Annotated in this window: 20 protein-coding genes and 4 pseudogenes; 12 read left to right on the forward strand and 12 right to left on the reverse strand. The window is 72.4% G+C overall.

The features are described 5' to 3' along the window. Window positions 1-64 precede the first annotated feature (64 nt). A pseudogene (locus DDW44_RS33595) lies at window positions 65-202 on the forward strand (IS256 family transposase); the annotation flags it as partial. 3 nt (window positions 203-205) lie between these two features. Here DDW44_RS33595 and DDW44_RS33600 read toward each other — a convergent pair. Beyond that, window positions 206-405: pseudogene (locus tag DDW44_RS33600) on the reverse strand (winged helix-turn-helix domain-containing protein); the annotation flags it as partial. A 224-nt stretch (window positions 406-629) separates the two neighbouring features. Between DDW44_RS33600 and DDW44_RS25860 the strand changes: the two are divergent. Next, complete coding sequence (locus tag DDW44_RS25860) at window positions 630-1,334, forward strand: class I SAM-dependent methyltransferase (protein ID WP_166802795.1); 705 nt, start codon at window positions 630-632, stop codon at window positions 1,332-1,334. Window positions 1,335-1,394: 60 nt separating this feature from the next. Next, a complete protein-coding gene (locus DDW44_RS25865) occupies window positions 1,395-2,957 on the forward strand; it encodes an oligosaccharide flippase family protein (protein ID WP_108907941.1) in 1,563 nt (520 codons plus the stop codon). 4 nt (window positions 2,958-2,961) lie between these two features. Here the strand turns inward: DDW44_RS25865 and DDW44_RS25870 are convergent. Next, a pseudogene (locus DDW44_RS25870) lies at window positions 2,962-4,150 on the reverse strand (IS110 family RNA-guided transposase). Between the two features lie 453 nt (window positions 4,151-4,603). On the opposite strand from DDW44_RS25870, the gene DDW44_RS25875 reads away from it, so the two are divergent. The 3 genes and pseudogenes from DDW44_RS25875 to DDW44_RS25880 form a co-directional block, all read left to right on the forward strand. Next, window positions 4,604-5,764 (forward strand): glycosyltransferase family 4 protein, encoded by a 1,161-nt coding sequence (locus tag DDW44_RS25875; protein WP_167455534.1) that lies wholly within the window; start codon window positions 4,604-4,606, stop codon window positions 5,762-5,764. Window positions 5,765-5,900: 136 nt separating this feature from the next. Beyond that, a complete protein-coding gene (locus DDW44_RS32200; RefSeq protein ID WP_167455456.1) occupies window positions 5,901-6,107 on the forward strand; it encodes a hypothetical protein in 207 nt (68 codons plus the stop codon). Continuing rightward, a pseudogene (locus DDW44_RS25880) lies at window positions 6,083-6,361 on the forward strand (zinc ribbon domain-containing protein); the annotation flags it as partial. The gene DDW44_RS32200 and the pseudogene DDW44_RS25880, both read left to right, overlap by 25 nt. Before the next feature lie 72 nt (window positions 6,362-6,433). On the opposite strand, the gene DDW44_RS25885 reads toward DDW44_RS25880, so the two are convergent. The 6 genes from DDW44_RS25885 to DDW44_RS25910 form a co-directional block, all read right to left on the reverse strand. Further along, a complete protein-coding gene (locus DDW44_RS25885; protein WP_244224113.1) occupies window positions 6,434-7,615 on the reverse strand; it encodes a glycosyltransferase family 4 protein in 1,182 nt (393 codons plus the stop codon). After that, window positions 7,609-8,865, reverse strand: a complete 1,257-nt coding sequence (locus DDW44_RS25890; protein ID WP_108907943.1) for a glycosyltransferase family 4 protein — start codon at window positions 8,863-8,865, stop codon at window positions 7,609-7,611. The genes DDW44_RS25885 and DDW44_RS25890 overlap by 7 nt, the downstream gene beginning before the upstream one ends. 75 nt (window positions 8,866-8,940) lie before the next feature. Continuing rightward, window positions 8,941-9,423, reverse strand: a complete 483-nt coding sequence (locus DDW44_RS25895; RefSeq protein ID WP_244224238.1) for a glycosyltransferase — start codon at window positions 9,421-9,423, stop codon at window positions 8,941-8,943. Further along, window positions 9,327-10,274, reverse strand: coding sequence for a glycosyltransferase (locus DDW44_RS25900; RefSeq protein ID WP_108907945.1), 948 nt, complete (start codon window positions 10,272-10,274; stop codon window positions 9,327-9,329). The genes DDW44_RS25895 and DDW44_RS25900 overlap by 97 nt, the downstream gene beginning before the upstream one ends. Next, window positions 10,271-11,134 carry a WecB/TagA/CpsF family glycosyltransferase gene (locus DDW44_RS25905; RefSeq protein ID WP_240800554.1) on the reverse strand — a complete coding sequence of 288 codons (864 nt, stop codon included), beginning with the start codon at window positions 11,132-11,134 and terminating at the stop codon, window positions 10,271-10,273. The genes DDW44_RS25900 and DDW44_RS25905 overlap by 4 nt, the downstream gene beginning before the upstream one ends. A gap of 62 nt (window positions 11,135-11,196) precedes the next feature. Next, complete coding sequence (locus DDW44_RS25910) at window positions 11,197-12,195, reverse strand: UDP-glucuronic acid decarboxylase family protein (protein WP_244224239.1); 999 nt, start codon at window positions 12,193-12,195, stop codon at window positions 11,197-11,199. Between the two features lie 200 nt (window positions 12,196-12,395). Here DDW44_RS25910 and DDW44_RS25915 point away from each other — a divergent pair, with 200 nt between their 5' ends. Both DDW44_RS25915 and DDW44_RS25920 read left to right on the forward strand, forming a co-directional pair. Beyond that, window positions 12,396-13,037 (forward strand): sugar transferase, encoded by a 642-nt coding sequence (locus DDW44_RS25915; RefSeq protein ID WP_108907947.1) that lies wholly within the window; start codon window positions 12,396-12,398, stop codon window positions 13,035-13,037. Between the two features lie 42 nt (window positions 13,038-13,079). Further along, entirely contained in the window at window positions 13,080-14,909 is a 1,830-nt protein-coding gene (locus DDW44_RS25920; protein ID WP_108907948.1) for a DUF4012 domain-containing protein, read from the forward strand. Window positions 14,910-14,965: 56 nt separating this feature from the next. On the opposite strand, the gene DDW44_RS25925 is transcribed toward DDW44_RS25920, so the two are convergent. From DDW44_RS25925 to DDW44_RS25935, 3 genes are all read right to left on the reverse strand, one after another. Further along, window positions 14,966-15,571: an arsenate reductase/protein-tyrosine-phosphatase family protein gene (locus DDW44_RS25925; protein WP_244224114.1), complete on the reverse strand. Its 606-nt coding sequence runs from the start codon at window positions 15,569-15,571 to the stop codon at window positions 14,966-14,968. Window positions 15,572-15,702: 131 nt separating this feature from the next. Next, window positions 15,703-17,325 carry a malate synthase A gene (gene aceB, locus DDW44_RS25930; protein ID WP_018888782.1) on the reverse strand — a complete coding sequence of 541 codons (1,623 nt, stop codon included), beginning with the start codon at window positions 17,323-17,325 and terminating at the stop codon, window positions 15,703-15,705. Between the two features lie 346 nt (window positions 17,326-17,671). Then, window positions 17,672-18,283, reverse strand: coding sequence for a nucleotidyltransferase family protein (locus tag DDW44_RS25935; RefSeq protein WP_206307297.1), 612 nt, complete (start codon window positions 18,281-18,283; stop codon window positions 17,672-17,674). Between the two features lie 531 nt (window positions 18,284-18,814). Between DDW44_RS25935 and DDW44_RS25945 the strand changes: the two genes are divergently transcribed. Beyond that, window positions 18,815-19,126: a DUF5955 family protein gene (locus DDW44_RS25945; RefSeq protein WP_026281481.1), complete on the forward strand. Its 312-nt coding sequence runs from the start codon at window positions 18,815-18,817 to the stop codon at window positions 19,124-19,126. Between the two features lie 164 nt (window positions 19,127-19,290). Next, window positions 19,291-20,004: a class I SAM-dependent DNA methyltransferase gene (locus DDW44_RS25950; RefSeq protein ID WP_018888785.1), complete on the forward strand. Its 714-nt coding sequence runs from the start codon at window positions 19,291-19,293 to the stop codon at window positions 20,002-20,004. Window positions 20,005-20,030: 26 nt separating this feature from the next. On the opposite strand, the gene DDW44_RS25955 is transcribed toward DDW44_RS25950, so the two are convergent. Further along, window positions 20,031-20,837 carry an IclR family transcriptional regulator gene (locus tag DDW44_RS25955; RefSeq protein WP_017944467.1) on the reverse strand — a complete coding sequence of 269 codons (807 nt, stop codon included), beginning with the start codon at window positions 20,835-20,837 and terminating at the stop codon, window positions 20,031-20,033. Window positions 20,838-21,173: 336 nt separating this feature from the next. Here DDW44_RS25955 and allB point away from each other — a divergent pair, with 336 nt between their 5' ends. Together allB and alc are read left to right on the forward strand one after the other, a co-directional pair. After that, window positions 21,174-22,526 carry an allantoinase AllB gene (gene allB, locus DDW44_RS25960; protein ID WP_108907951.1) on the forward strand — a complete coding sequence of 451 codons (1,353 nt, stop codon included), beginning with the start codon at window positions 21,174-21,176 and terminating at the stop codon, window positions 22,524-22,526. Between the two features lies 1 nt (window position 22,527). Continuing rightward, window positions 22,528-23,652, forward strand: a complete 1,125-nt coding sequence (gene alc, locus DDW44_RS25965) for an allantoicase (protein WP_108908951.1) — start codon at window positions 22,528-22,530, stop codon at window positions 23,650-23,652. The last annotated feature ends 1 nt before the right edge of the window (window position 23,653 follow it).

The raw sequence follows: 23,653 nt of genomic DNA on the forward strand, positions 1-23,653 counted from the left end.
TGAATCGGCCGCTCGCCTCGGACCTGCGGGCGCACTGCTCGTGCGGCTGGCGTGGCACGACCCGGCCACCGCCGTCCTCATCGAGATGCACGACGAATGGATCGCCTTCCCCCACAGCTACCTCCCCGAGGGCGGCATGGACTCGATTTACCCCCAGACAGAAGATCAACCCGCCGCGGTTACACCACTACAGGGGACATGACCCGAAGACGAGCCAGGCTCCACGGGCCGCCGCGAGTCTTCCGCGCACCGCCACACCTCCTCGACCCACCCGGCCACCGCATCGTCGTCCCGCTCCACGGCCCGTCGGGCCGGGACCCGGCAGGACCATCCGTTGCGCACCAGCAGCTTCCGCACGCCCCGGATCGTGTAGGTCAGGTGGAAGCGACGGCCGATCACCGCCTCAGTAATCCGGAGGGGGTTTCTGCAGGTGTAAAAATTCCCCCGGGGCGGCTTTTGCGGACCGGGCCATGACGAGGGCGTGTCAGTTCCGAGCTGGAAGGATGCTGGGATACCCTTGGATTCGGCGCGGCTGCATCCGTAGATGCCGATCTCCGCTTCCTTTCGGGGTGCCGGCGTCGTATCCCATCCGCCCGGCACGATCTTCAGCAAGTTTGAGGAGAGGCGTCATGCCACATCCCGGATTCTTCGTCCATCGTCTGCCCGTCGGGCCGGTCATTCCCGACCGGGACGCGCTCCTGCTCGAATTCTGCGCCGGGCGCCGGGTGCTGCACATCGGCTGTGCCGACTCACCGCTGACCGAGGAAAGGCTGGACGACGGCTCGATCCTCCACGCACGGCTGCTGAAGACCGCCTCCGCGGTGCTCGGGGCGGACATCGATGCCGAGGGAATCGAACTCCTGCGGAACCGGCTGGGCGGGGAGTACACCGTCATGAACGTCGCCGACCCGGCCGACAGGTCCGTTGCCGCCGCGTTCAAGCCCGACGTCGTCCTGGCAGGCGACGTCATCGAGCACGTACGGGACGCGGCCTCGTTCCTCCGTGGTATCGCGGACCTGATGCGGGAGGTGGGAAACGGGGCCGAGTTGATTCTCTCGACTCCCAACGGGCTCGCGGTCAAGGGGATTGTCAACACCATGAGGGGGTGGGAAAGCATTCACCCGGATCACGTGTACGTATTCACCCCAGCTTCTTTGGCCCGCCTGGTCTCGGACTGCGGACTGCAGCCGAGCCGGTGGCTCTTCTACCACGTTTTCGGCCCGGGGAAGAGAGTCCGGGAACGTATTATGCGGGCCGTCTTTCGTGCCGCCGCCAAATTGCGCCCGGCATTTTCCGAGGGTCTGGTTCTCGTCTGCAAGGCACCCTCGTTCTGACCTCCTGAAGCCGGTCACGGTACGACCGTTCCCCTTCATGCGGCATGAGGTGGTTCCTGCGTGAAACACGCTGACGCCGACTGTGTCCCCGCGGTCGGAGCCCGGTCCGCTCTCCGCTGGCTGAGGTGGAACTGCTCCGGCTCCGCCGTCCTCCTGGTGCTCCAGCTCGCGTACACCATGTACACCGGGCGAACGGTGACGCCCAGTGCGTTCGGTGCGTACGCCATCGCGCTCACCGTGATCCAGTTGCTCGGGTACGTGTCCAACGGGGGACTGGCCACCTACGTACTGCGGGCCGGAGTGCTGACGCGGCCCGCCGTGCACGCTGCCTGGCGGCTCGGGACCGCCTGCGGGATCCTCTGTTTCCTCGTGGTGCAGACGACCGCCCCGCTGATCGGCACGCTGTGGCACATGCCCGAAATGACGCCGCTGCTCCGCCTGCTGGGCTGCCAGTTCCTCGTACAGCCGGCCGCCACGGTCGTGATCGCCACCCTGCGTCGCACCGGGCGGGCCCGCACGGCGGTCACCTGTGAACTCGCAGGCCAGGCGAGCGGCATCGCCGCCGGCGTGACACTGATCGCCCTCGGCTGGAATCCCCTCGGGCTGGCCGCCGCGCAGCCCGCGGCGGCGACCGTCACCCTGGCACTCGTCACACTCAGGGTCTCCGCCCGGCCCGTGCTGCCCCCCGGCGCACCGGTCAGGGCGCGACAACTCCTTGTGCCTTCGGGCTTTCTGGCCGGCTTCGGGCTCCTGGAATTCGCCAGCACCAGTTCGCCGACGTGGATGGCCGGGCACTTGTTCGGGGCGGGAGCCACCGGAGCCTACTCCCGCGCCGCCTACTTCGTCGGTCTTCCTTCCCAGGTCCTCTTCCAGGGCCTCAACTCGGCGGCCACTCCGCTGCTCGCCGAACGGCGGGCCTCGGACCGCCTCGTGGGCGGCCGTGCGGCGGAGTACGTCGTGTGCGCCGCATCGGCCGCCACCTTCGTCGGCTTCGGGGCACTGTGCGGGCTCGGACCCGCTGCGCTCGGACTGCTGCTCGGTCCGGGCTGGGAGCTCGCCACCGCCCTGGTGCCACTGACCGCGGCAGGCGCCGGCATGGCGCTGCTGTGCCGGTCGGGGATGATCATCGACCAGACCAGGCACGCGAGCAGGGCAGTGCTGACGACACAACTGACGGTGCTGTCGACCACGTTCGCGGGGATCGGCATCGCGGTCATGGAACAGAGCCTCGTCCTGCTCGCCGGCGCGGTGGCCGTCGGGCAGACGGCCGGACATCTGGTGCAGCTCGGCGGCTGGCACCGGGCCGGCCTGCTGCACACAGGGGCGGCGCTGCGCATGCACGCGATCCATGCGCTCATCGGCGGCGGACTGGGTGCTGCGGCCGCACTGGGGGGTTCCGGCCGGTCCCCGGCAGCCGCGATCGGCTACGGACTCGCTTGCATGCTGCCGGTCGTCGTGCTCTGTGCGCTCTTTCGCCGCTGGATCCCGCTCTACGCGGTGGCCTCTGCGGCCGGGATCCTGCGTTCTCCGGGAGGGCCTCGTGCCGGCCCCGAACTTACCGGAGAAGGGGCCCGGCTCGCAGCCGCGGCCCATGACGATGTGAAAGACATCTCACGTGCCTAAGAGGTCAAGCCGCGACGGCCAGATCCGCCGATGAGGAGGTGAAAGCGTGCTGTTCGTCGAAGGGCCGTCGGGTCTGCAAGCAGTGGTAGAGCAGGCCGATCATGCGGGTTGAACAGGGGCCGCTGGGCCTGGGCGTGCCAGTCGCCGCGTTTACGTCGGCGGCGGTAGTGCGCGGCTGCTCCTGGCGAGGCCGTGAGGGCTGCGAAGGCCCACTGGTGGGTGGTCAGGTGGTCGTTCTTGATGTAGCGGCGTCAGACGAAGCGTTTCTTGCCAGAGGCCCAGGTGATGGGGGCCGAGCCCGCGTATGCCTTCAGGGACCGGGCGTCGGCGAACCGTGTGCGGTCATCGCCCGTCTCGGCGATCACCCGGGCGCCGAGCTGGACGCCCATGCCGGGGAAGCTGAGCAGGATCTCAGCGTCCGGTTGCTGGTGAAAAGAGGCGTTCAGTGCCTCGGTGAGGTCGTCGACGGCCTTGCGGGCTGCGTCCAACTGCGCGATCAGGGCGCGCAGTTGCTGGGCCTTTTCGTCCTCGACCAGCGTGGGCTGGTGTGCCTGCTCGGCGCGCAGGGCGGTCTTGATGCGCTCGGCTTGGACGTCGATGCCGCGGCTGCGGCCTGCGCGCTTGAGGGCGGTCCGCTGCCGCTGCAGGATCAGCCGGGCTCCCGCGGTCGGCGTCGGTGCCGGAGTCAGCACCGTGCGGGCTTCGGGGCGGGTCAGGCCGCCCTGCTTGGCGAGGAAGGCGTCCAGCGCGACGGGGTAGTGGTCGCGCAGCAGCGAGCGGACCTGGTTGGCGATCCGCTGACGGGCCCAGACCGCGTCCTGCTGAGCGCGGTCTGGGACGGTGATGGCGCGGGCCGGCTCGCTGTCGTCGGGCAGCGGCCGGTGGGCGTGCATGCCGGTGCGCAGGATGTTGGCCAGGACCAGGGCGTCGCCGGGATCGGACTTCTTGCGGCTGACGCCGTGCCGGTCGCGGTAGCGGGCGGCGGCGAGCGGGTTGACAGCGAAGATCTTCCGCGTGCCGGTTCGCAGAACGGCCGCGAGCGGGCCGCTGGAGGCCTCGATGGCCACCGGTATCGGGGCATCGGGGCTGTCGCCGTGCTCGGCCGGCAGGTCCAGGAGCAGCCGGTAGCCGGTGAGATTGTCGCCCATGCGGCGCTTGGCCAGCAGGTCGCCCTCGTGGTCGACCAGGGCCATGCCGTGATGAGACTCCGCCCCGTCGACCCCGCAGAACACGGTCGAGCCGTTCCCCTCTCATCGTGCGTGTGCGCAGGTGATAAGCCTGTGCGGGCCACCCGGCGACCTCCTCCCAGGACTCGATGGTCCGCCATCGCACCAGCCGCTCGCGGCACCAGCGCACCACGGGGGCGCCGGTCTCGATCAGAGCTCGAATGGCTCGTGGAGTACGACGGGGTCACCGTGCGGCGGGCTCACACCACGACGATCGACGTCCGGCACAGGTCGGCGGGATTCGTAGCGGCCCGAAGACACCGGGCGCCACCGCTCTTTCAGAAGGTCTCCCGGGACCGGGAAGCCAGAGGGGCCGGCCCGGTGCCCACGGGGGTGCTGCGAACCACACCACATCGACGGCCCGGACAGTCCCTGACGGGACCAACCGCAGCCGCTTACTCAAGGATTAGGAAGCTGACCATGCACATCGGCTTTGCCGGCCCCGTGGATCTCGCGACGCTCCGCAGCCACCTGCCGGAGGGAGTCCCGGCTGTCTACGCCTTTCCGTACACGGGCTGGCTGGTGCGGACGTGGCTGGAACAGGGGCACCGCGTGACCGTCTACGCCCTGAGCGCCGAGCTGAGCGAGTGCCGCGTGTACGGTGACGGCGATCCGCTGCGGATCGTCGCCGTGCCGCAGCGCCACAGGGCCAGGCATCGTGCGCGCGACTTCTTCCTCTTCGAGCGCCGGGGACTGGCCAGGGCCATGCGCGAGCACCCCGCCGATGTGATCAGCGCCCACTGGACCTACGAGTTCGCACTCGCGGCGACGGACACCGGACTGCCCTCCTGCGTCACCGCGCACGACGCCCCCCTCCGCGCGGCCTGGGAGATGCGGAGTGCCTTTCGCTGGATGCGCCACAGCCTGGCCCTGCCCGCCGTACACCGGGCGACCACCCTCAGCGCCGTCAGTCCGTACACGGTCCGGCACCTGCGTCGGTGTCTCGGGGTGCGGCGGCATGTCGAGGTGATCCCCAACGGCGTGCTGCTCGACTCCCTGCCCCGCGCCGGGGCTCCTCGTCACCATGGAGAACCGGTGTTCGCGTCGGCGCTGCAGGGCTGGGGCCGGCTGAAGAACGGAATCGGGCTGCTCCAGGCCTTCCGGCAAGTGCGCGATCGCCTTCCCGCAGCGCGGCTGCTGATGTGCGGCGCGGGATTCGGACCGGGCGGGCCCGCCGAGAACTGGGCCGTCGGGAAGGGTCTGCACCGAGGGGTGGAGTTCGCCGGCCCCACCGCCCATCCCCTCCTGCTCCAGCGCCTTGCTCGGGAAGCCGACGTCCTTGTGCACCCGTCCCGCGCGGAGAACCTCCCCCTGACCATCCTCGAGGCGATGGCGGTCGGGGTTCCGGTCGTGGCGGGTGGCCGCAGCGGAGGCGTCCCCTGGGTCCTCGACGACGGCCGGGCCGGCGTTCTGACGGACGTCGAGGACCCCGCGGTTCTGGCCTCGGACATGACGGAGCTGTTCCGGGACCACGAGCGCCGGGTGCTGCTCGCCGAGCGGGCCAGGAAGCGTGTCGAAGGCAGCTTCCGGCTCCAGGACGTGGCCCGTGCCTACGTCGACTGGTTCCGCACGGCCTGCTGACCACTTGCCACACCGGCAGTCGCGCACACTCCGGCCCCGTACAGCGGACGGCCGGGCGTGCGTTCACCACAACCGGTCTCCTCCCCAATGAATCCTCGGCGCATGAACGAACCGGCTCAGGACACAGCATCGACTCGTGAGGCACGACGACATCAAGTACGCGGCGGACGCGACAAACGAGGCTCTCAGCCCGCTCGGTCTCGACCAGCCAAGGCCCAGGGACCGCTTCGCCGCGGCCGTGACCGGACTCCCCGAGCGGCTCCCGAAAGGCGCGGACGTCCTGGAACTCGGTGCCGGCAACGGAGTGATCGCCCACTGGCCCAGTGGTACGGCCGCGAAGTGATCGCGGTGGACCGCTGGTTCCCCTCCTCCAGACTGTGCTCCGCCTGCGGCACCATCGCATCGACAATGCCGCTCAACGTCCGCATCTGTACGTGCGGCTGCGGCACGACCCACGACCGGGACGTGAACGCAGCCCGCAACATTTTGGCCGAAGGACTTTCGGTGACAGTCTGTGGAGCTGGTGTAAGGCCTCAACGGAGAACTCCGGGCGGGCAGTCGGCGACGAAGCAGAGAGCATCACGGCGCGAGCCGTGAGAACCCCCTCCCTACAGGCAGGGGAGAGTCAAGTACCTGCATGCGTGTTCCTCCTCCTCCCTCCCTCTGGTCTCATTCCATCGCCTGCAGCAGCCCGTCGCAAAAACGCGCCGCCATCCCCTGCGACGTGTACGCCGAGGCGTCGTCCTGGCAGGCCGTGCGCAGGGCCTGAAGCCGTGCCCGGTCGTGCAGCAGCGCGGTCACGGCGCCGGCGTAGGCGGCGGGGTCGTCCGGTGTGACCAGCGCGTTGCGGCCGTCGGCCAGGTACTCGAACTCGGGGGCGTGCCAGGGCCAGCTTGTGGTGACGACGGGGGTGCGCAGGGCGAAGGAGTCCACCGCGCAGAGCCCGACCCGGCCCGGCATCAGCATGATGTCGCTGACCGCCCCGAGCGGCGCGGCGCTCGGCCCGCTCGTGTGGCCGATGGCGATCACCGGGCTGCCGGGCCGGGAGGCGGCGGCGTCGACCAGGTGCCTGTCGGCGCCGTCGCCCGCCACCAGGAGCCTGAAGCCCGGGAGTTCGGCGGCGATGCGGTCGGCACAGTCCAGCAGGAACGGGATCCGCTTGGGCGCGTCCAGCACGCCCAGGAACAAGGCGGTGCGTCCTTCGGCCAGGCCGTACCGCTTGCGCAACTGCGCGGTCTCGGTGAACTCCGCCGTCCCCGGCCGCACTGCCCGGGCGCGCGCGGCCACGAGCTGTGTGGTGTCGACGGAGTTGCGTACCACGGTGATCCGGTCGCGGGGGAATCCCCGGGAGGCGACGTGTGCCGCGCCGCCGTCGGTGTAGGCGAAGAACCAGGAACCCCGCCGGGTCAGCGCGCCCTTCAGGGCCTCCTCGAGACGCCTCGGCGGTTTGGTGTAGGTCCGGCCATGGCCCCAGAAGGCCACCGTGGGGGCCCCCTTGGCCGTCCGTCGCCTCGGCTGCCGCAGTAGCAGGGGGTATGCCTCCAGGTTCTGCAGCGCCTGCTCCAGCACGACGAGGTCGGCACAGGCCGCCCGGTGCTGCACCCGGCGCCAGAGCAGGGACCGTCCGCCGGGCGCGTGCAGGAGGCGGGTGGGGACCTGAGTCGCGCAGGCGCAGGACGCGGCGTCCTTGCCGACGGCCTGGTGCGCGGGCGCGGGCCCGTGCAGCACCTCGAGATCCACGCGCTCGCGGGCCAGGCGCGCCTGCAGGTGGTCGAAGAAGGACGTGCGGTAGTCGGCGATATACGGCTGCACCACGACCACGCGGCGCCGGGCGCTCTGAGCGCTCAGCACGCCGGCTCCAGGGGAGCCGCCGGCCGGCCCGCGGCCTGTGCCATGGCCTGGGCGTACACGGCTTGGATGCCGGCCGTCCAGGACCGTGCGCTGTACCGTTCGGCGTGCATCCGGCGGCAGTGCTCACGCAGCGCCGGGAAGCGCTCGCGTGCCGTCGCCAGGGCCTGCGGCAGGTCGCCGGCGTCGCCGTAGACCGCCCCCGTACCGTCCCTGCGCACACTGTCCGCCGCCGCCGATCCCGCGAGGGCGAGCACGGGAACTCCTGCGGCCAGCGCCTCCTGGCACACGAGGGGGGCGCCCTCGGGGCAGATGCTGGGGAAGACCAGACCGGTGTAGCGCGGCAGCCGGGCGGCGATCTCCTGGCGCGAGAGGGTGCCGAGCAGCCTCACTGTGCCGGTCGCGCTGTGCCGGCAGGCCGGCTCCAGTGGTCCGGAGCCGATCACGTCGAGGGGTTCGCCCTCCGGCCAGCTCCTCAGCAGCGGCAGGATGCCCTTCTCCTCGCTCAGCCGCCCGACGTACACCCACCGCGCGGCGGTTTCCGGTGTCACCGTGGTGGAGTCCTCGGGGCAGGCCGGGCTTCCGGCGTGGACGAAGTTGGGGACCAGGGCGAGTTTTTCCGGCGGCACGCCGAACCGCAGGTACAGGTCCCGGCTGCGTTCGGACAGCGTCACCAGCCGTTGGGCGCGGCGCAGAAGGGGATGGGCCGCAGCGCCGCGCCGGCCGGCCCAGGCCAGGGGCAGTGTGGCGCTGCGGCCGCCCCGGTAGCACCCGTGCCGCAGCCCCGCCCAGCGGTCGCCGTCGGGGCAGGCGGTGCACATCGTCCCCTCGCGGAAGAGCGTCGCGGACGCGCACGCCGGCCGGTAGTTGTGGAGCGTGGCGACCAGGGCGCCGGGCCAGCGGTTCAGCCAGTCGGTGGCGAAGTTGGGGAACAGATTGTGCACATGCACCACATCGGGGCCGAGCCGGCGCAGCTGGGCCAGCGGGGACCGGCCGCGGCCGGTGGCGACCTGGACCGCCGCACGCAGGGCGTAGCCGCGTTCGGTCTCCAGCGTGTCGGTGTGGGCGGCGACCAGGGTGACGTCGTGCCCGGCACCGCGCAGCGCCTCCGCCTGGTCGAGCACGGCGGCGTTCTCTCCGCTGGGCCGGCGGGAGGAGTAGAAGCTGTGCACCAGCGCCACGCGGTAGGCCGCTGGGTTCCTCGGCGGAATGCCCTGGTGGAGAAGGGGTGCCTCGATCATCGTGTCGTCCATGAGTTCTGCTGCTCTTTCCGGTTGCGGTGGGCGGGCGGGTCCAGGGGAAGAAGACCGGCCGCGAGCGGACGAGGATCAGCGGCGGTTCACCACGGTCTCGTACAACTGCTCAGCGAGCTTGGCTTCTGTGACCAGGTGTGCTGTCGTGCCCACCGCAGCCCGGCCTCCGCCCTCCGGTGGCGGGCCTGATGGTCGGTGAGCACCGCGCCGAGCGCGCGGGCCAGGCGCTGCGGCAGGTCCGCCGCATCGCCCAGCGGTACCGCAGTCGCGCAGCCCGGTGCGGAGAAGTCCCCGGACCCCCTGGTGGTCGAGGTGCACCACCGGCACACCGCGGGCCCAGGCCTCCAGGTTCTGCACCCCGAAGGAGTCGCGCAGGCTGGTGAAGAGCAGCACGTCCGCCTCGTCGTAGGCGCCGAGGGTCTGCGGCCACGGCAGCCGGCCCCTGAAGCACACCGACCCGCTCACCCCCAGCCGCCCGGCCAGCCGCTCCAGTTCGTTGCGCAGCGGGCCGTCCCCGAGCACCTCCAGGCGGGCGCCGGGAATCTCGTCCAGCAGCAGCGCGAAGCGCGCAGCGCCAACTGGGGGGCCTTGATGGCGGTGAACCGGCCGACCCACAGGACCGCCGGCGGGCGTCCCGGCCGCGCAGGGGCCTGCCACGGGGGTTCTTTCAGCAGTTCGTCGGGCACGCCGTCGCTCAGAACCATCCGGGGATCGGTGCGGCCCAGGCGGCGAGCCCGCCGGGCGGTGTCCTGATTGGTGGTCAGCACCTCAGCGGCGCCGCGGAGTGTGGCGCGGCACGCGGGCCGCAGGCTCATGCCGCGCACCCACAGCAACTCCCGCACCACCTCCTGAAAGTACGCCGGGCCCATCCAGCGCCGGTGGCTGCGCGGGGCGGTCTGCCCGCCGCCCACGGGGCCGAACACCAGCGGCGGTCCCAGCCGGCGCAGCGCGCTGCCGCCCACCAGCGAGCCGTAGGAGACGCGGTGCACCACATCGGCGCCGCCGAGCCCGTGGCGCCGTGCATGCTCAGGGGCGCGGCGCTGCCATCCGTCGTAGCGGGCGAACTCCAGGGCCTGGCCGCGCAGGAAGCTGGGCAGCAGGCGGATCCACCAGGGGCGGGGCGGGACGGGCACGACATGGGGCCTGATCCGCCGGCCCACCGGTCCGAGGGCCTCGATGCGCCGCACGATGTGCCGGGTGTTGTCGCCGTGAGGGCGGGTCAGCAGCTCGACCGTGTGCCCGCGCCGCGCCATTGCCTCGGCCCAGGCCCACCCCATGCCCGGCTCCGTGCCGCGGCTCGGGTCGCACGCGTACGAGGCCAGGACGATCCGCAGCGCCCCCACGCCGGGCCGGGGGGACTGCTGCGCGGGGCCCGCGTGGTGCGCGGACGTGCCGGCCGGGGCGGTCACCGCGCCTTCTCCCGCACCTCGGCGTCCGCCGCCCCGATGGCCGGCGGCCGCACCGGCGCCACGGCTCTGCCCGGAGCCGTCCGCAGCGCCGCCTGCCGGACGACACCCTTGACGAACCGGGCGTTGCCGAACAGGTAGCGCCGCCACAGCCGCCGCGGCTCGCAGCCCAGCCGGAACAGCCACTCCAGCCCCCCGCGGCGCATCCAGTGCGGCGCCTGCCGCTTGCTGCCCGCGATGAAGTCGAACGCGGCGCCCACCGCCACGGTCACCACGGGCAGCGCGGCGCCGAGCTCGGCCGCGCGGTGGTCCTGCAGGGGCGTACCGAGGCCCACCCAGACGATGTCGGCCTCGCGGGCGCGGATGTCCTCCTCCTGGTCCCGCAGCTCACGGGCGGTCAGCGACCTGAACGGCGGAGAACAGGACCCGGCGAGCACGGCCCGGGGGAAGCGCCGCCGCAGTTCGCGCTGCAACGCGGCCAGGACATCCGGCGTGGAGCCCAGCAGGTAGTGACGCAGTCCCGTGCCCTGGCTCATCGAGAAGACGTCCAGCATGAGGTCCGGGCCGTAGACGCGCCCGCGGGGCAGCGCGGTGCCCCGGTGGAGGAACCGGTTCGCCCAGACCACCGGCTGTCCGTCGGCGAGGTTGAGGAACGCCGAGCGGAGGGTACCGAGCAGTTCCGGATCCCGGTCGCCGAGAGCGAGCGTGTAGGCGTTGCACAGGTGCACGTCGCTCCCCTCGGGGGTGACGGCCGGGCCGACCGCGTCCCCCGTCCGGTGCGCCTCGCGGGCCTCCCGGACGTGCAGGGCGCGGTGCACCACCCGGCGGGCCGCGCTTTCGGGGGTGTGTGCCGCGACGGGCACGCCGAGACACGAGACGACGGGAACGGCCCCCGGGCCGTTCGCCGTCCGATCGCCGACCGCCGTCATCGGCGGGCTGTGCCGTTCAGCACGGTGACGGGATGCCGCCGGGGCGTGGTGCCGAGGTCGTCGAGGTCCACCCGGCGGCGGAAGTCCTTGATGGTCTCCCGGAGGCCGTGCTCCACCGGTGTCGTGGGGTTCCAGTCCAGCAGTTGCCGGGCCAGCGTGATGCTCGGACGGCGCTTCTCGGGATCGTCCTGCGGCCGGGGGACCAGCACGATCTCGGAGGGGGACTCGGTGAGCTTGCTGATCCACTGGGCCAGTTCGAGCATCGTGATCTCGTGGGGGTTGCCGAGGTTGACCGGGCCGCCGTGGCTGCTCCCGATCATCCGCACCAGCCCGTCGACCAGGTCGTCGACGTAGCACAGCGACCTGGTCTGGCTGCCGTCCCCGGTGACCGTGATCGGCTCTCCCCGCAGGGCCTGGCGGATGAAGGTGGGGATCGCCCGGCCGTCGTCCGGGCGCATCCTGGGCCCGAAGGTGTTGAAGATGCGCACGATCTTGGCGTCGACACCGCGTTCCCTGCGGTAGGCCATCGTCAGTGCTTCGCCGAAACGCTTCGCCTCGTCGTAGACCGAGCGGGGGCCCACCGGGTTGACGTGCCCCCAGTAGCTCTCCGGCTGCGGGTGCACCTGGGGGTCTCCGTAGGACTCCGAGGTGGAGGTCAGCAGGAAGCGGGCGCCCTTGTCGGCGGCCAGGTCGAGTGCGTGCCAGGTGCCGGCCGACCCCACGCGCAGCGTCTCCAGCGGCAGCCTCAGGTAGTCCGGGGGAGAGGCGGGCGAGGCCAGGTGGAACACGGCGTCCACCGGGCCGCTCACGCCGAGGCCCTCGGTGACGTCCCGGTACTCGAACCGGAAGCGCGGGTGGTCCATCAGATGGGCGACGGTGTCCTCGCTGGACGTCACGAGGTTGTCCACGCACAGCACGGAGTGGTCTGCGGCGAGCAGGCGCTCGCACAGATGGGATCCGATGAACCCGGCCCCACCCGTCACTACAGCACGCATGAAGGTCCTCTCGACGGCCACGTCGCGGGTCGACTGCGGCAAGGTGATGTGTCATTGCCGAGGCCTGCCCCGACATCGTGTTTGCATCTATTGGTCGGTTATGGACTATTCGAGACGTTAGGTGAGCGAATATGCCTCCGCGATGGGCAACTTTCCCTCGTTCAGTTGAAGAGGAGGGCGGGGCGGCTTCCCCCGTCGCAGTGACGGCCGCTCACGCCCCCGATTCGCCCGGACGGCCGAAGCCCGGACGAGCGGCCGTCAAGCGGACCATCGACCTGGTCGGCGCCGCCGCGCTGCTCCTGCTGCTCGCGCCGCTCCTCCTGCTGGCGGCCGTGGCGGTGAAGGCGGACTCCCCGGGACCGGTCCTGTTCCGGCAGAGGCGCACGGGTCGCTACGGCCGGGAGTTCGACATGCTGAAACTGCGCACCATGCACGTCGGGGCGGAACGGATGCGAGACGCACTCGGCACCCGCAACGAGTCCGACGGGCATCTGTTCAAGATGCGCGAAGACCCCCGGATCACCACGACCGGCCGCTGGCTGCGCCGCTGGTCCCTGGACGAACTGCCGCAACTGGTGCATGTGCTGACGGGCCGGATGTCGCTGGTCGGCCCGCGGCCGCTGCCCGTCCGGGACTCCGACTTCGGCGAGGACGCCCGCCGCCGCCTGCTGGTCCGGCCCGGACTCACCGGGCTGTGGCAGATCGGCGGACGGTCCGACCTCGGCTGGGAGGAGGCGCTCCGACTGGACCTGGAGTACGTGCGCTCCTGGTCGATCCGCAAGGACCTGGCCATCCTGCTGCGCACGCTGCCCGCCGTCGCGCGCGGCGACGGCGCCTACTGACAACGCGTGGCCCCACCACCGCCCGACGGAAGGGAGACGCGGATGCCGCGTCCGGAACGAGGTCTCGCGCCGAGCATCGCGGACCGGGCGGTGCGCTGGTGCCGCCGCCGGCCCGTCCTGGCGGCCTGGTGCGCCGTCACGGGGCTGGCCCTGGCCGGTGCCGCCTGGATCGCCGTCACCGGCCTGCTCGCCCGCCACGAACTGCAGGCCGCCCAGCGGACCCTGGAGTCGCTGCGCCACCGGGCCGCCCCGGGAGGGCCGGCGGCCGCACCCGGGACACGCACCCCGGCGGACGCGGTGCGCGATGCGGCCGCCCGCGCGGCCGAAGCGCACCGGCTCACCACCGGTCCGGCCTGGTACACCGCCGCGCACCTGCCCGTCCTCGGTGACCCCGTCCGTACCGTACGGGGTGCCGCGGAGGCCGCCGACCGGCTGACCCGCGACGTGCTCTCACCCCTGGCGGACACGGCCGGCGAACTCGTCGCCGGCGCCGGAGCGGACGGCGGCCATCTCGACCTGTCCGCGCTGCGCCGTGCCGCCCCCGCCCTCCACGCGGCATCGCGCCACGCCTCCGAGGTGCGCGCCGACGTGGCCGCCCTGCCCCGCGGCACCTGGCTGCCCGCCGCCGACCGGGCCCGGGCCCTGCTCGCCGGACAGCTCGACCTCGTCGTCCCCGCCACGGCCGAGGCCGCGGTCGCGGCACGGCTGATGCCGTCCATGCTCGGCGAGCGGGGCCCGCGACGGTACCTGGTGGTCTTCGAGAACACGGCGGAGGCGCGCGGCACCGGCGGGCTGCCCGGCGCGTTCGCGATCCTCACCGCGGACCGGGGCCGTCTGGGGTTCGAACGCTTCGGCAACGACGGCGAGTTGGCGAAGGTCCGGGCGTCCGTCGACCTGGGCGCCGAGTACACCGCGATGCACGGCCGCCACGCTCCCACCGGCGTCTGGGTCAACTCCAACGTCAGCCCGCACTTCCCGCACGCGGCGCGCATCTGGAGCGCCATGTGGCGGGCGCACAGCGGCCAGCGGCTGGACGGCGCCTTCGCCCTGGACCCCGGAGCGCTGGCAGGGCTGCTCACCGCCGCCGGCCCGGCGAAGCTCCCGGACGGAACCTCCGTCACCGCCGCCAACGTGGTGGACCTGACCGAGCGCACCAGCTACGCGGCCTTCCCCGACACCGCCGAGCGCAAGGCGTTCTTCCTCGACGTCGCCCGCGCCACGTCCGAGGTCCTCCTGGACGGCGCCGGCGACCCGGCGCGACGCTCCGCGCTGTTCGCGGCGCTGCGCGGCCAACTGCGCGAAGGACGGGTCAAGGTGTGGAGCGCCCATCCGTCCGAGCAGCGCGAGCTGGCATCGCACCCCTTCGGCGGCGTCCTGCCCGACGGGCCCGCCCCGTTCGCCGGACTGGTCGTCAACAACGCCGCGGGCACCAAACTCGACTTCTACCTGGACCGCCGCATGGACTGGAGAGCCGGACGGTGCACGGCGGCCGGACGGGAGGTGACCGTGACCGCGTCCCTGACGAACCGGGCGCCCGGCTCCGGCCTTCCCGCCTACGTCACCCAGCGGGTGGACCGCCCGCCCTACCGGACCCGGCCCGGCGACAACCGCCTGCTGGTCTCCTACTACGCGACGGAGGGAGCCCGGCTGGCGAGGGCCACGGTGGACGGCCGGCCGGCCATGCTGAACCAGATGACCGAACGCGGCCATCCCGTCTATACGGTCGACATGGAGCTGCCCCGGGGCGCCACCCGCACCCTCGTACTGGAACTCCTGGAGCGGCCCTCGGACCGCCCGCCGCTGCTGCTGCACCAGCGGCTGGTGCAGCCCCTGCGGTTCACGGCGCGGCCGCCCGGCCCGTGCGACGGCTGAACCACCGGTCCCGTCAACCGGCGGGGAGCCGGGCCCCTCGGCGGCCCGGGGGCTGCTCAGCGGGCGGCGGCCAGCACGGCCGCGGAGATGCGTTCCACCGGCTCGGCGATCCGCAGGGCCACCTCCCGCGCCGTCTCCAGCGGCGCGCCGTGCGGGTCGGCCACATCGTCGTCGTCGGCCCGGCCCGTGTTCCCGCGCCGCGCCGCGGCGCCCTCGACCAGCGCCGCTGCCCGCCCGGCGGGGTCCGTGACGCCCTCGGCGTCCTCCGCCCTCAGCAGCCTGGCGAACTCCCGCAGGGTGAAGGCGCGCCGCAGCGCCCACACAGGGGAGAGCCGTACGGCCGCTTCCCGGTGTTCCGCCGCCGCGCCCAGGACGAGGTCCGAGTCCTCCACGAGGGCCGCGGTCAGCCGGCGGGCGAGCGCGCCACGGGGATCGCCGCCGAGTTCGGCCAGGAGCGACGCGGCGACGGGGTCCATCGGGATGCCGGTGGCACCGGCGGTGCCGGCGCTGCTCACCTCGAACGCTCCCGGTGAGCCGGCGAGCCTGGCTCTCAGCAGGCGTTCGGCCAGAGGCGAGCGGTGCAGATTGCCCGTGCAGACGACGAGTACGCGAAAGGGCCCGGTCACCTGTCCCGGGACCGGGGCGGAGGGGGAAGGGAGCACAGCGGAATTGTCCGGCAGGTGGTGGCCGTTCGGCCGGGCGCCTCGCCGTGCCGTTGCCGACGCCGACGACGACGGCCCGCCGCCCCCGGCGCTGTGCGGTGCCGAGGGTGACGGGCCGTCACGGCGGGCGGTCAGCCGACCAGCTGCTCGTACGCGGGCAGGGTCAGGAAGTCCGCGTAGTCGGCGTCGAGCGAGACGTGCAGCAGCAGGTCGTGCGCCTGCTGCCAGCGACCCGCCGCGAACGCCTCCTCGCCGATCTCTTCCCGGATCGCCGCCAGCTCCTCCGCGGCCACCCTGCGGGCCAGTTCGGGAGTCGCCGTCTCGCCGTTCTCGAAGACCACGCCCGCGTTGATCCACTGCCAGATCTGCGAGCGGGAGATCTCCGCCGTGGCCGCGTCCTCCATCAGGTTGAAGATCGCGACCGCGCCGAGGCCCCGCAGCCAGGCCTCGATGTAGCGGATGCCGACCTGCACGGCGTTGCGCAGGCCCTGGTACGTGGGGTGCGCGTCGAGCGACGCGATGTCGATCAGCTCGGCGGCCGTGACGTGCACGTCCTCGCGCAGGCGGTCCTTCTGGTTGGGCTTGTCGCCCAGCACCGCGTCGAAGGAGGCCATGGCGATGGGCACCAGGTCGGGGTGGGCGACCCAGGAGCCGTCGAAGCCGTCCCCGGCCTCGCGGTCCTTGTCGGCCTTCACCTTCTCGAAGGCGACCTTGTTGACCTCGGCGTCCCTGCGGGACGGGATGAAGGCCGCCATGCCGCCGATGGCGTGCGCTCCGCGCCTGTGGCACGTACGGACCAGCAGTTCGGTGTACGCGCGCATGAACGGCGCGGTCATCGTCACCGCGTTGCGGTCCGGCAGGACGAACTTGGCCCCGCCGTCACGGAAGTTCTTGACGATAGAGAACAGGTAGTCCCAGCGGCCGGCGTTGAGGCCCGCGGCGTGGTCGCGGAGCTCGTAGAGGATCTCCTCCATCTCGTAGGCGGCCGTGATCGTCTCGATCAGGACGGTGGCGCGGACGGTGCCCTGCGGGATGCCGACGTGGTCCTGGGCGAAGACGAAGACGTCGTTCCAGAGCCGGGCCTCCAGGTGCGACTCCGTCTTCGGGAGGTAGAAGTACGGGCCCTTGCCGAGGTCGATGAGCCGCCGGGCGTTGTGGAAGAAGTACAAGCCGAAGTCGACCAGCGCACCGGGCACCGGGCGGCCGTCGACCAGGAGATGACGCTCGTCCAGGTGCCAGCCGCGGGGGCGCATCACGACGGTGGCGAGCTCCTCGGCGGGCCTCAGCGCGTACGACTTGCCCGTGCGCGGGTCCGTGAAGTCGATACGGCGCTCATAGGCGTCGATGAGGTTGAGCTGGCCGAGGACCACGTTCTCCCAGGTGGGTGCCGACGCGTCCTCGAAGTCGGCGAGCCAGACCTTCGCGCCCGAGTTGAGGGCGTTGACGGTCATCTTGCGGTCGGTCGGGCCGGTGATCTCGACGCGGCGGTCGTCGAGCGCGGCCGGGGCCGGGGCTACCCTCCATTCCTCGTCCTCGCGGATCCGTGCGGTCTCCGGGAGGAAGTCGAGGGTGCCGGTACGGGCGATCTCGGCGCGGCGTTCGGTGCGGCGGGCCAGGAGCTCGTCACGTCGGGGGGTGAACCTGCGGTGCAGCTCCGCCACGAAGGCGAGCGCCGCGTCGGTCAGCACCTCCTCCTGCCGGGGCAGTGGTTCGGCTTCGACGATGGCCAGCGGCGACGGCGCTGGTGCGGACATGAGCTGTCACTTCCTTCAGCGAGCTGCACGGGCGGTACGGGCGGCGGTCGGCGCACAGTGAAGTGGCACTCGGTGCCGGGCCTTCGGGAGTGCTGCCGAGGGCGCCATGGGTCGGTTGGGTGCTTCTGATCAGTGGATACTAGTTATCGCATGGTGGAAGTACAAGGTTTGTTGACGTCGAGATTCTTCCCCTCGACATATCGTGGCGCTCGGTGCCAGGGCCCTCACGCGACGCGACACGGCGAGGTCGCGACGCGGCACGGCGAGGGATGGGGCGGTGTGGCGGGGGTGGGGGACGAGACGGCGCGACGGGAGACCGGGTGATGGGAGCATGGGCTCGTCCGGCTCACTCGAGGTGGGCCAGATCCTCCGGTGTGTCGATGTCGTACGCCTCGGCCACGTCACCGCACTCGACCAGCATGATCTCGCTCTCGTGCTCCGCCAGGTAGTCCCGTGCGCCGCGGTCGCCCGAGGCGCGCTCGGCCACCGCCTCCCAGCGCCGGGCGCCGATCAGCACCGGATGCCCCCGGCGGCCGTCGTACGCCGCCGACACCAGCGCGGAGGGCGAGTCGCACGCCGCCACGATCCTGGCCACGGCCGCGGCCCCGATGCCGGGCTGGTCCACCAGTGACACCAGGGCCGCGTCCTGGACTCCGCCCGCGGTGGCCAGCGACCTCAGCCCGGTCCGCAACGAGGAGCCCATCCCCTCTTCCCAGTCCGGGTTCACGGACACGACGCAGCCCGCCAGGTCGGCCCGCCGCAGCACCTCGTCCGCCGCCGCCCCCAGGACGACGTGCACGGACCGGCAGCCGCCCGCCCGCAGCACCCGCACGGCGTTCTCCACCAGGGGCCGCCCGCGGTGCTCCAGCAGCGCCTTCGGGCGGCCGCCCAGCCGGCGACCGCCGCCTGCCGCCAGCACCAGCCCTGCGACCTGCGGTTTGTCTGATGTGTGAGCCATGCTCCCTGCTTACCTCATCGGGCGGCACCGCGGCGCGACGAACCGTCCGTGCCCCGCACCGGCGCGCCGCGCGTCCCGGCCCCGTACTCACCCGGCCCGTGCCGGGACGCGGTGTGCGGGGCGGATTCCGCCGGCCTCCGTATGCCCCGTTTCCCCGGCATCCCCCGTTTCCCCCGTTTCCCCCGTTTCCCCCGCATCCCCCGCATCCCCCGCATCCCCCGGATCCCACTCGTCTCCTCGGCTCCGCCGTCCCGGCGAGCGGATCGCACCGGATCGCACCGGATCGTGCCGGATCGTGCCGGAACCGGCCGGAACGCAGCTGAACGGGCCGGGAAGCCGCAGCGGCACCGTTCACACCGTGCGCCGGGCGGCGCGGGGAGCGCCGGTAGCAGACACGTCGAGCTGAATTTCGTACCACGGAGTGGCGGAACGCCTACGGAATGGCGTTAACTGGCCCGCGACCCCAGGCGTTCGACCACCGTCCGGCGGGTCGTTCACCGGGCAGCACAACGACGTGCGAGGGGGAGACCTTTGTTGCGGAGCGTGGGGCAGACGCGGGAGACGCAGAGCGGCGAGGACCCGAGAGTGACGGAGCTGCGTGCCGCCGTCTCCCGGCTCCGGCGCGAACTCGCCGGCCACCCGGCCGAGTTCGCGGACCGCGGAATAGCGGAGGACGAACTGGCGGCGATGGACGCGATGGCGCTCAGCGGTGTGCCCGAGGTCCGGCGGCTCCGCCGGTCGCTGCTGCTGATCGCCGGAGCGGTCGGCTCGGTCAGCGCCCTGGCGGCCGGACTGGCGAACGTGCGGCACGCGGTGGAGCTGTTCGGCGAGTCGAAGAACTGAGAGCACGCACCGCCCGGGAGCCGGCCCGCGGCGTTCCGCCGGTCGGCCCCGCTACGGCCCCGACCCAGGCCCGCGGCGTTCCGCAGGTCGGCCCCGCTGCAGCCCGGTTCCGGTCCCGTTCCGGCCCCGCGCCGACCGAGGGCGGTCCCGTACGCTGGGAGCCGATGTTCACCTCCCGGGGCCCCACCCTCCGCGAACTCGCCGTACAGGCGCTGTCGTCGGTCGAGCGCGGGTACGACCTGCTCGCGCCCAAGTTCGACCTGACGCCGTTCCGCACCCCGGACCGCATCCTCGACGAGACGGCGGACGCGCTGCGACCGCTGGGGCCCTTCCGTGACGGGCTGGACGTCTGCTGCGGCACGGGCGCCGGCGGGCGAGTGCTGCGCGCACTCTGCCAGGAGCGGGTCGTCGGAGTCGACTTCAGCGCCGGGATGCTCCGCGAGGCCCGGCGCGCCCACCCCGCGGCGGTCCTGGTCCGCGCCGACGCCCGCGCCCTGCCCTTCCGCCCGGTGTTCGACCTGGCGGTGAGCTTCGGCGCCTTCGGGCACTTCCTGCCGCGGGAACGCCCCGGACTCTTCGCCCAGGTGCATTCCGCACTCCGCCCCGGCGGGGTCTTCGCGTTCCCCGTCGGCGCACCGCCGCGCTTCGGCACCCTGCCGTACTGGTCGATGCTCGGCTTCGACGCGGTGATGCGCGTCCGCAACCGGGTGTGGCGGCCCGATTTCGTGATGTACTACCGCACGTTCCCCCTCGGCGAGGTGCTCGCCGAGCTTCGACGGACCGGATTCGACGTGGAGTCGACCCCGCTCGAAGGCCTCGGGCGGCGCCCCGACGGCACCCCGCGCTGCGCGATGGTGGTGGCGCGGCGCAGGGCGTGAGCCGGGCAGCACGGCGAGTCCGGCGGTTACTCCCGGGGAGCCGAGGTGCTCGCCAGTGCCTCCGAGAGTTCCTTCGCCACCGTCCGCAGGACCGGCACGATCTTCTCCGTCGCGGCCTCCGTCACACGGCCCGCCGGTCCCGAGATGGAGATCGCCGCGGCGGTGGGGGAGTCGGGCACCGGGACGGCGAGGCAGCGCACCCCGATCTCCTGCTCGTTGTCGTCGACGGCGTAGCCCGTGCCGCGGACCTGCTCCAGCGCCGCGAGGAAGCCCTCGGGCGTGGTGATGGTCTTCTCCGTCGCGGCGGGCATGCCGGTGCGGGCCAGCAGCGCCCGTACCTCGTCCGGCGGGAAGTGGGCGAGGAGCGCCTTGCCCACGCCGGTGGAGTGCGGCAGCACCCGGCGGCCGACCTCGGTGAACATCCGCATCGAGTGCTTGGACGGCACCTGCGCCACATAGACGATCTCGTCGCCGTCGAGCAGCGCCATGTTCGCCGTCTCGCCGGTCTCCTCGACCAGGCGGGCGAGGTACGGGCGGGCCCAGGTGCCGAGCAGCCGGGAGGCGCTCTCGCCGAGACGGATCAGCCGGGGGCCGAGGGCGTAGCGCCGGTTCGGCTGCTGGCGGACGTAGCCGCAGGCCACCAGGGTGCGCATGAGCCGGTGGATCGTGGGCAGGGGGAGCCCGCTGCTCGCGGAGAGCTCGCTCAGCCCGACCTCGCCCCCGGCGTCGGCCATCCGCTCGAGCAGGTCGAAGGCCCGCTCGAGGGACTGCACGCCGCCGCTGTTGGCGGCGGGCTTGGCGGCGTCGGTGGTGCTGGCGCTGGACGTCGGCACGTCAACGGTCCTTTCAGGCAGGCGGGCAAGGCAGCAGCCTACCCGGCGGTGCCGGGGCGCACACCGCTCGTGCGGGAGCCGTCGGGGCCGGTCAGGGCGTCTGTGCCGGTGTGCGGCCGGTCATCTCCGAAGGTCCCGCGACGGCGCCTCGGTGCACAGTCGAGTTCTGCTTGTCGAAAGCATAGTTCCACTTGGTGAAAATCTCCGATGGTCGCCGACCTGATCGGGAGCGGGCCCGCAAGGTCTTGACTGGGCGGGGGCGGAGGGGAAGACTTCTTCAACAGTTCGTTGAATTTCACTGTGCGGAAGTACCGCGGTACGGAAGTGAGGGGCAGGGTGTCCGATACGCACGTCACGGACGTGAACCTGGTGCTGCGCTCGACACGCGTCGTCACGCCCGACGGCACACGCCCCGCGTCGATCGCCGTTGCCGCCGGGCGGATCGCGGCGGTGCTCCCGCACGACGCCGACGTGCCCGCCGGGGCCCGGCTCGAGGACGTCGGTGACCACGCCGTCCTGCCCGGTCTCGTCGACACGCATGTGCACGTCAACGATCCGGGCCGCACCGAGTGGGAGGGCTTCTGGACCGCCACCCGCGCGGCCGCCGCCGGCGGCATCACCACCCTGCTGGACATGCCGCTGAACTCCCTCCCGCCCACGACCACGGTCGGCAACCTGCGCGTCAAGCAGGACGTGGCACGGCCCAAGGCGCATGTGGACACCGGGTTCTGGGGCGGCGCCGTCCCCGGCAACGTCAAGGACCTGCGCCCACTGCACGACGCCGGCGTCTTCGGCTTCAAGTGCTTCCTGTCGCCGTCGGGCGTCGAGGAGTTCCCGGAACTCGACCAGGAGCAGCTCGCCGGATCCCTCGCGGAGATCGCCGGCTTCGGCGGACTGCTGATCGTCCACGCCGAGGACCCGCACCACCTGGCCGCCGCGCCGCAGCGGCCGGGTCCCCGGTACGTCGACTTCCTCGCCTCCCGCCCCCGCGACGCCGAGAACACCGCGATCGCGAACCTCATCGCCCAGGCCCGGCGCCTGGACGCACGGGTGCACGTGCTGCACCTCTCCTCCGGCGACGCACTGCCGCTGATCGCCGAGGCCAGGGCCGAGGGCGTACGCGTCACCGTCGAGTCCTGCCCGCACTTCCTCACCCTCACCGCCGAGGAAGTCCCCGACGGCGCGACCGAGTTCAAGTGCTGCCCGCCGATCCGCGAGGCGGCCAACCAGGACGTGCTCTGGCAGGGGCTCGCCGACGGCACGATCGACTGCGTCGTCTCCGACCACTCACCCTGCACCGGCGATCTGAAGACCCCCGACTTCGCCTCCGCCTGGGGCGGGATCTCCTCGCTCCAGCTCGGCCTGCCGGCGATCTGGACGGAGGCCCGCAGGCGCGGACACACCCTGGAGGACGTCGTCCGCTGGATGTCCTCGGCCCCCGCGGAACTCGCCGGCCTCACCCGGAAGGGGGCCATCGAGGGCGGGCGCGACGCCGACTTCGCCGTCCTGGCCCCCGACGAGACCTTCACCGTCGACCCCGCCGAACTCCACCACCGCAACCAGGTCACCGCCTACGCGGGCAAGACCCTGCACGGTGTCGTCAAGTCGACATGGCTGCGCGGCACGCGGATCGTGGAGAACGGCACCGTCGCCGAGCCCACCGGCCGGCTGCTCGAAAGGAACGACTGACATCGTGGCGATACCGTCCTTCACCGGCAACGCGAACCCGTACGGGGGCGGCGACCCGTACGCCGACTACCGCACCGCGGACTTCCCGTTCACCGGTCTCGCGAACCTCGCCGACCGCCGGCTCGGCGCGGGTGTGATCGCCGCGAACGACGAGTTCTTCGCCCAGCGGGAGAACCTGCTGGTGCCCGAGCCCGCCGAGTTCGACCCCGAGCACTTCGGCCACAAGGGCAAGATCATGGACGGCTGGGAGACGCGGCGCCGCCGCGGTGCCTCGGCCGAGCAGCCCTGGCCCACGGCCGACGACCACGACTGGGCGCTGGTCCGGCTCGGCGCGCCGGGCGTGATCCGCGGCATCGTCGTCGACACCGCGCACTTCCGCGGCAATATGCCGCAGGCCGTGTCCGTCGAGGGAACCGCCTGGGAAGGGGCCCATGGCGCCCCGACCCCGGAGGAACTCCTCTCCGGGAACGTGAAGTGGACGACGCTCGTACCGCGCACCCCGGTGGCCGGCCACGCCGCCAACGGCTTCGAGGTCACCGCCGAGCAGCGCTTCACCCATCTGCGCGTCAACCAGCACCCCGACGGCGGCATCGCACGGCTGCGCGTGTACGGGGAGGTCGTCCCCGACCCGAAGTGGCTCGCCGCGCTCGGCACCGTCGACGTCGTGGCGCTGGAGAACGGCGGCGCCGTGGAGGACGCCTCCAACCGCTTCTACTCGCCGCCGGTCAACACCATCAGCCCGGGCCGCTCCCGCAAGATGGACGACGGCTGGGAGACCGCGCGCCGCCGTGACCGGGGCAACGACTGGATCCGGTACCGGCTGGCCGCCGACTCCGAGATCCGCGCCGTCGAGATCGACACCGCGTACCTCAAGGGCAACGCCGCGGGCTGGGCCGCGCTGTCCGTCAGGACGGGCGAGGACGGCGAGTGGGCCGAGTTCCTGCCGCGCACCCGTCTGCAGCCGGACACCAACCACCGTTTCGTGCTGGACACCCCGGCGGTCGGCACGCACGTCCGCATCGACATCTTCCCGGACGGGGGCTTCTCCCGGCTGCGTCTCTTCGGCTCGTTCACCGAGCGGGGCGCGGCGGAGCTGGCGGCCCGCCACCGCGAACTCGGCGGCTGAC

The sequence above is a fragment of the Streptomyces tirandamycinicus genome (assembly GCF_003097515.1).
In the GTDB taxonomy this organism is placed as follows: Bacteria; Actinomycetota; Actinomycetes; order Streptomycetales; family Streptomycetaceae; genus Streptomyces; species Streptomyces tirandamycinicus.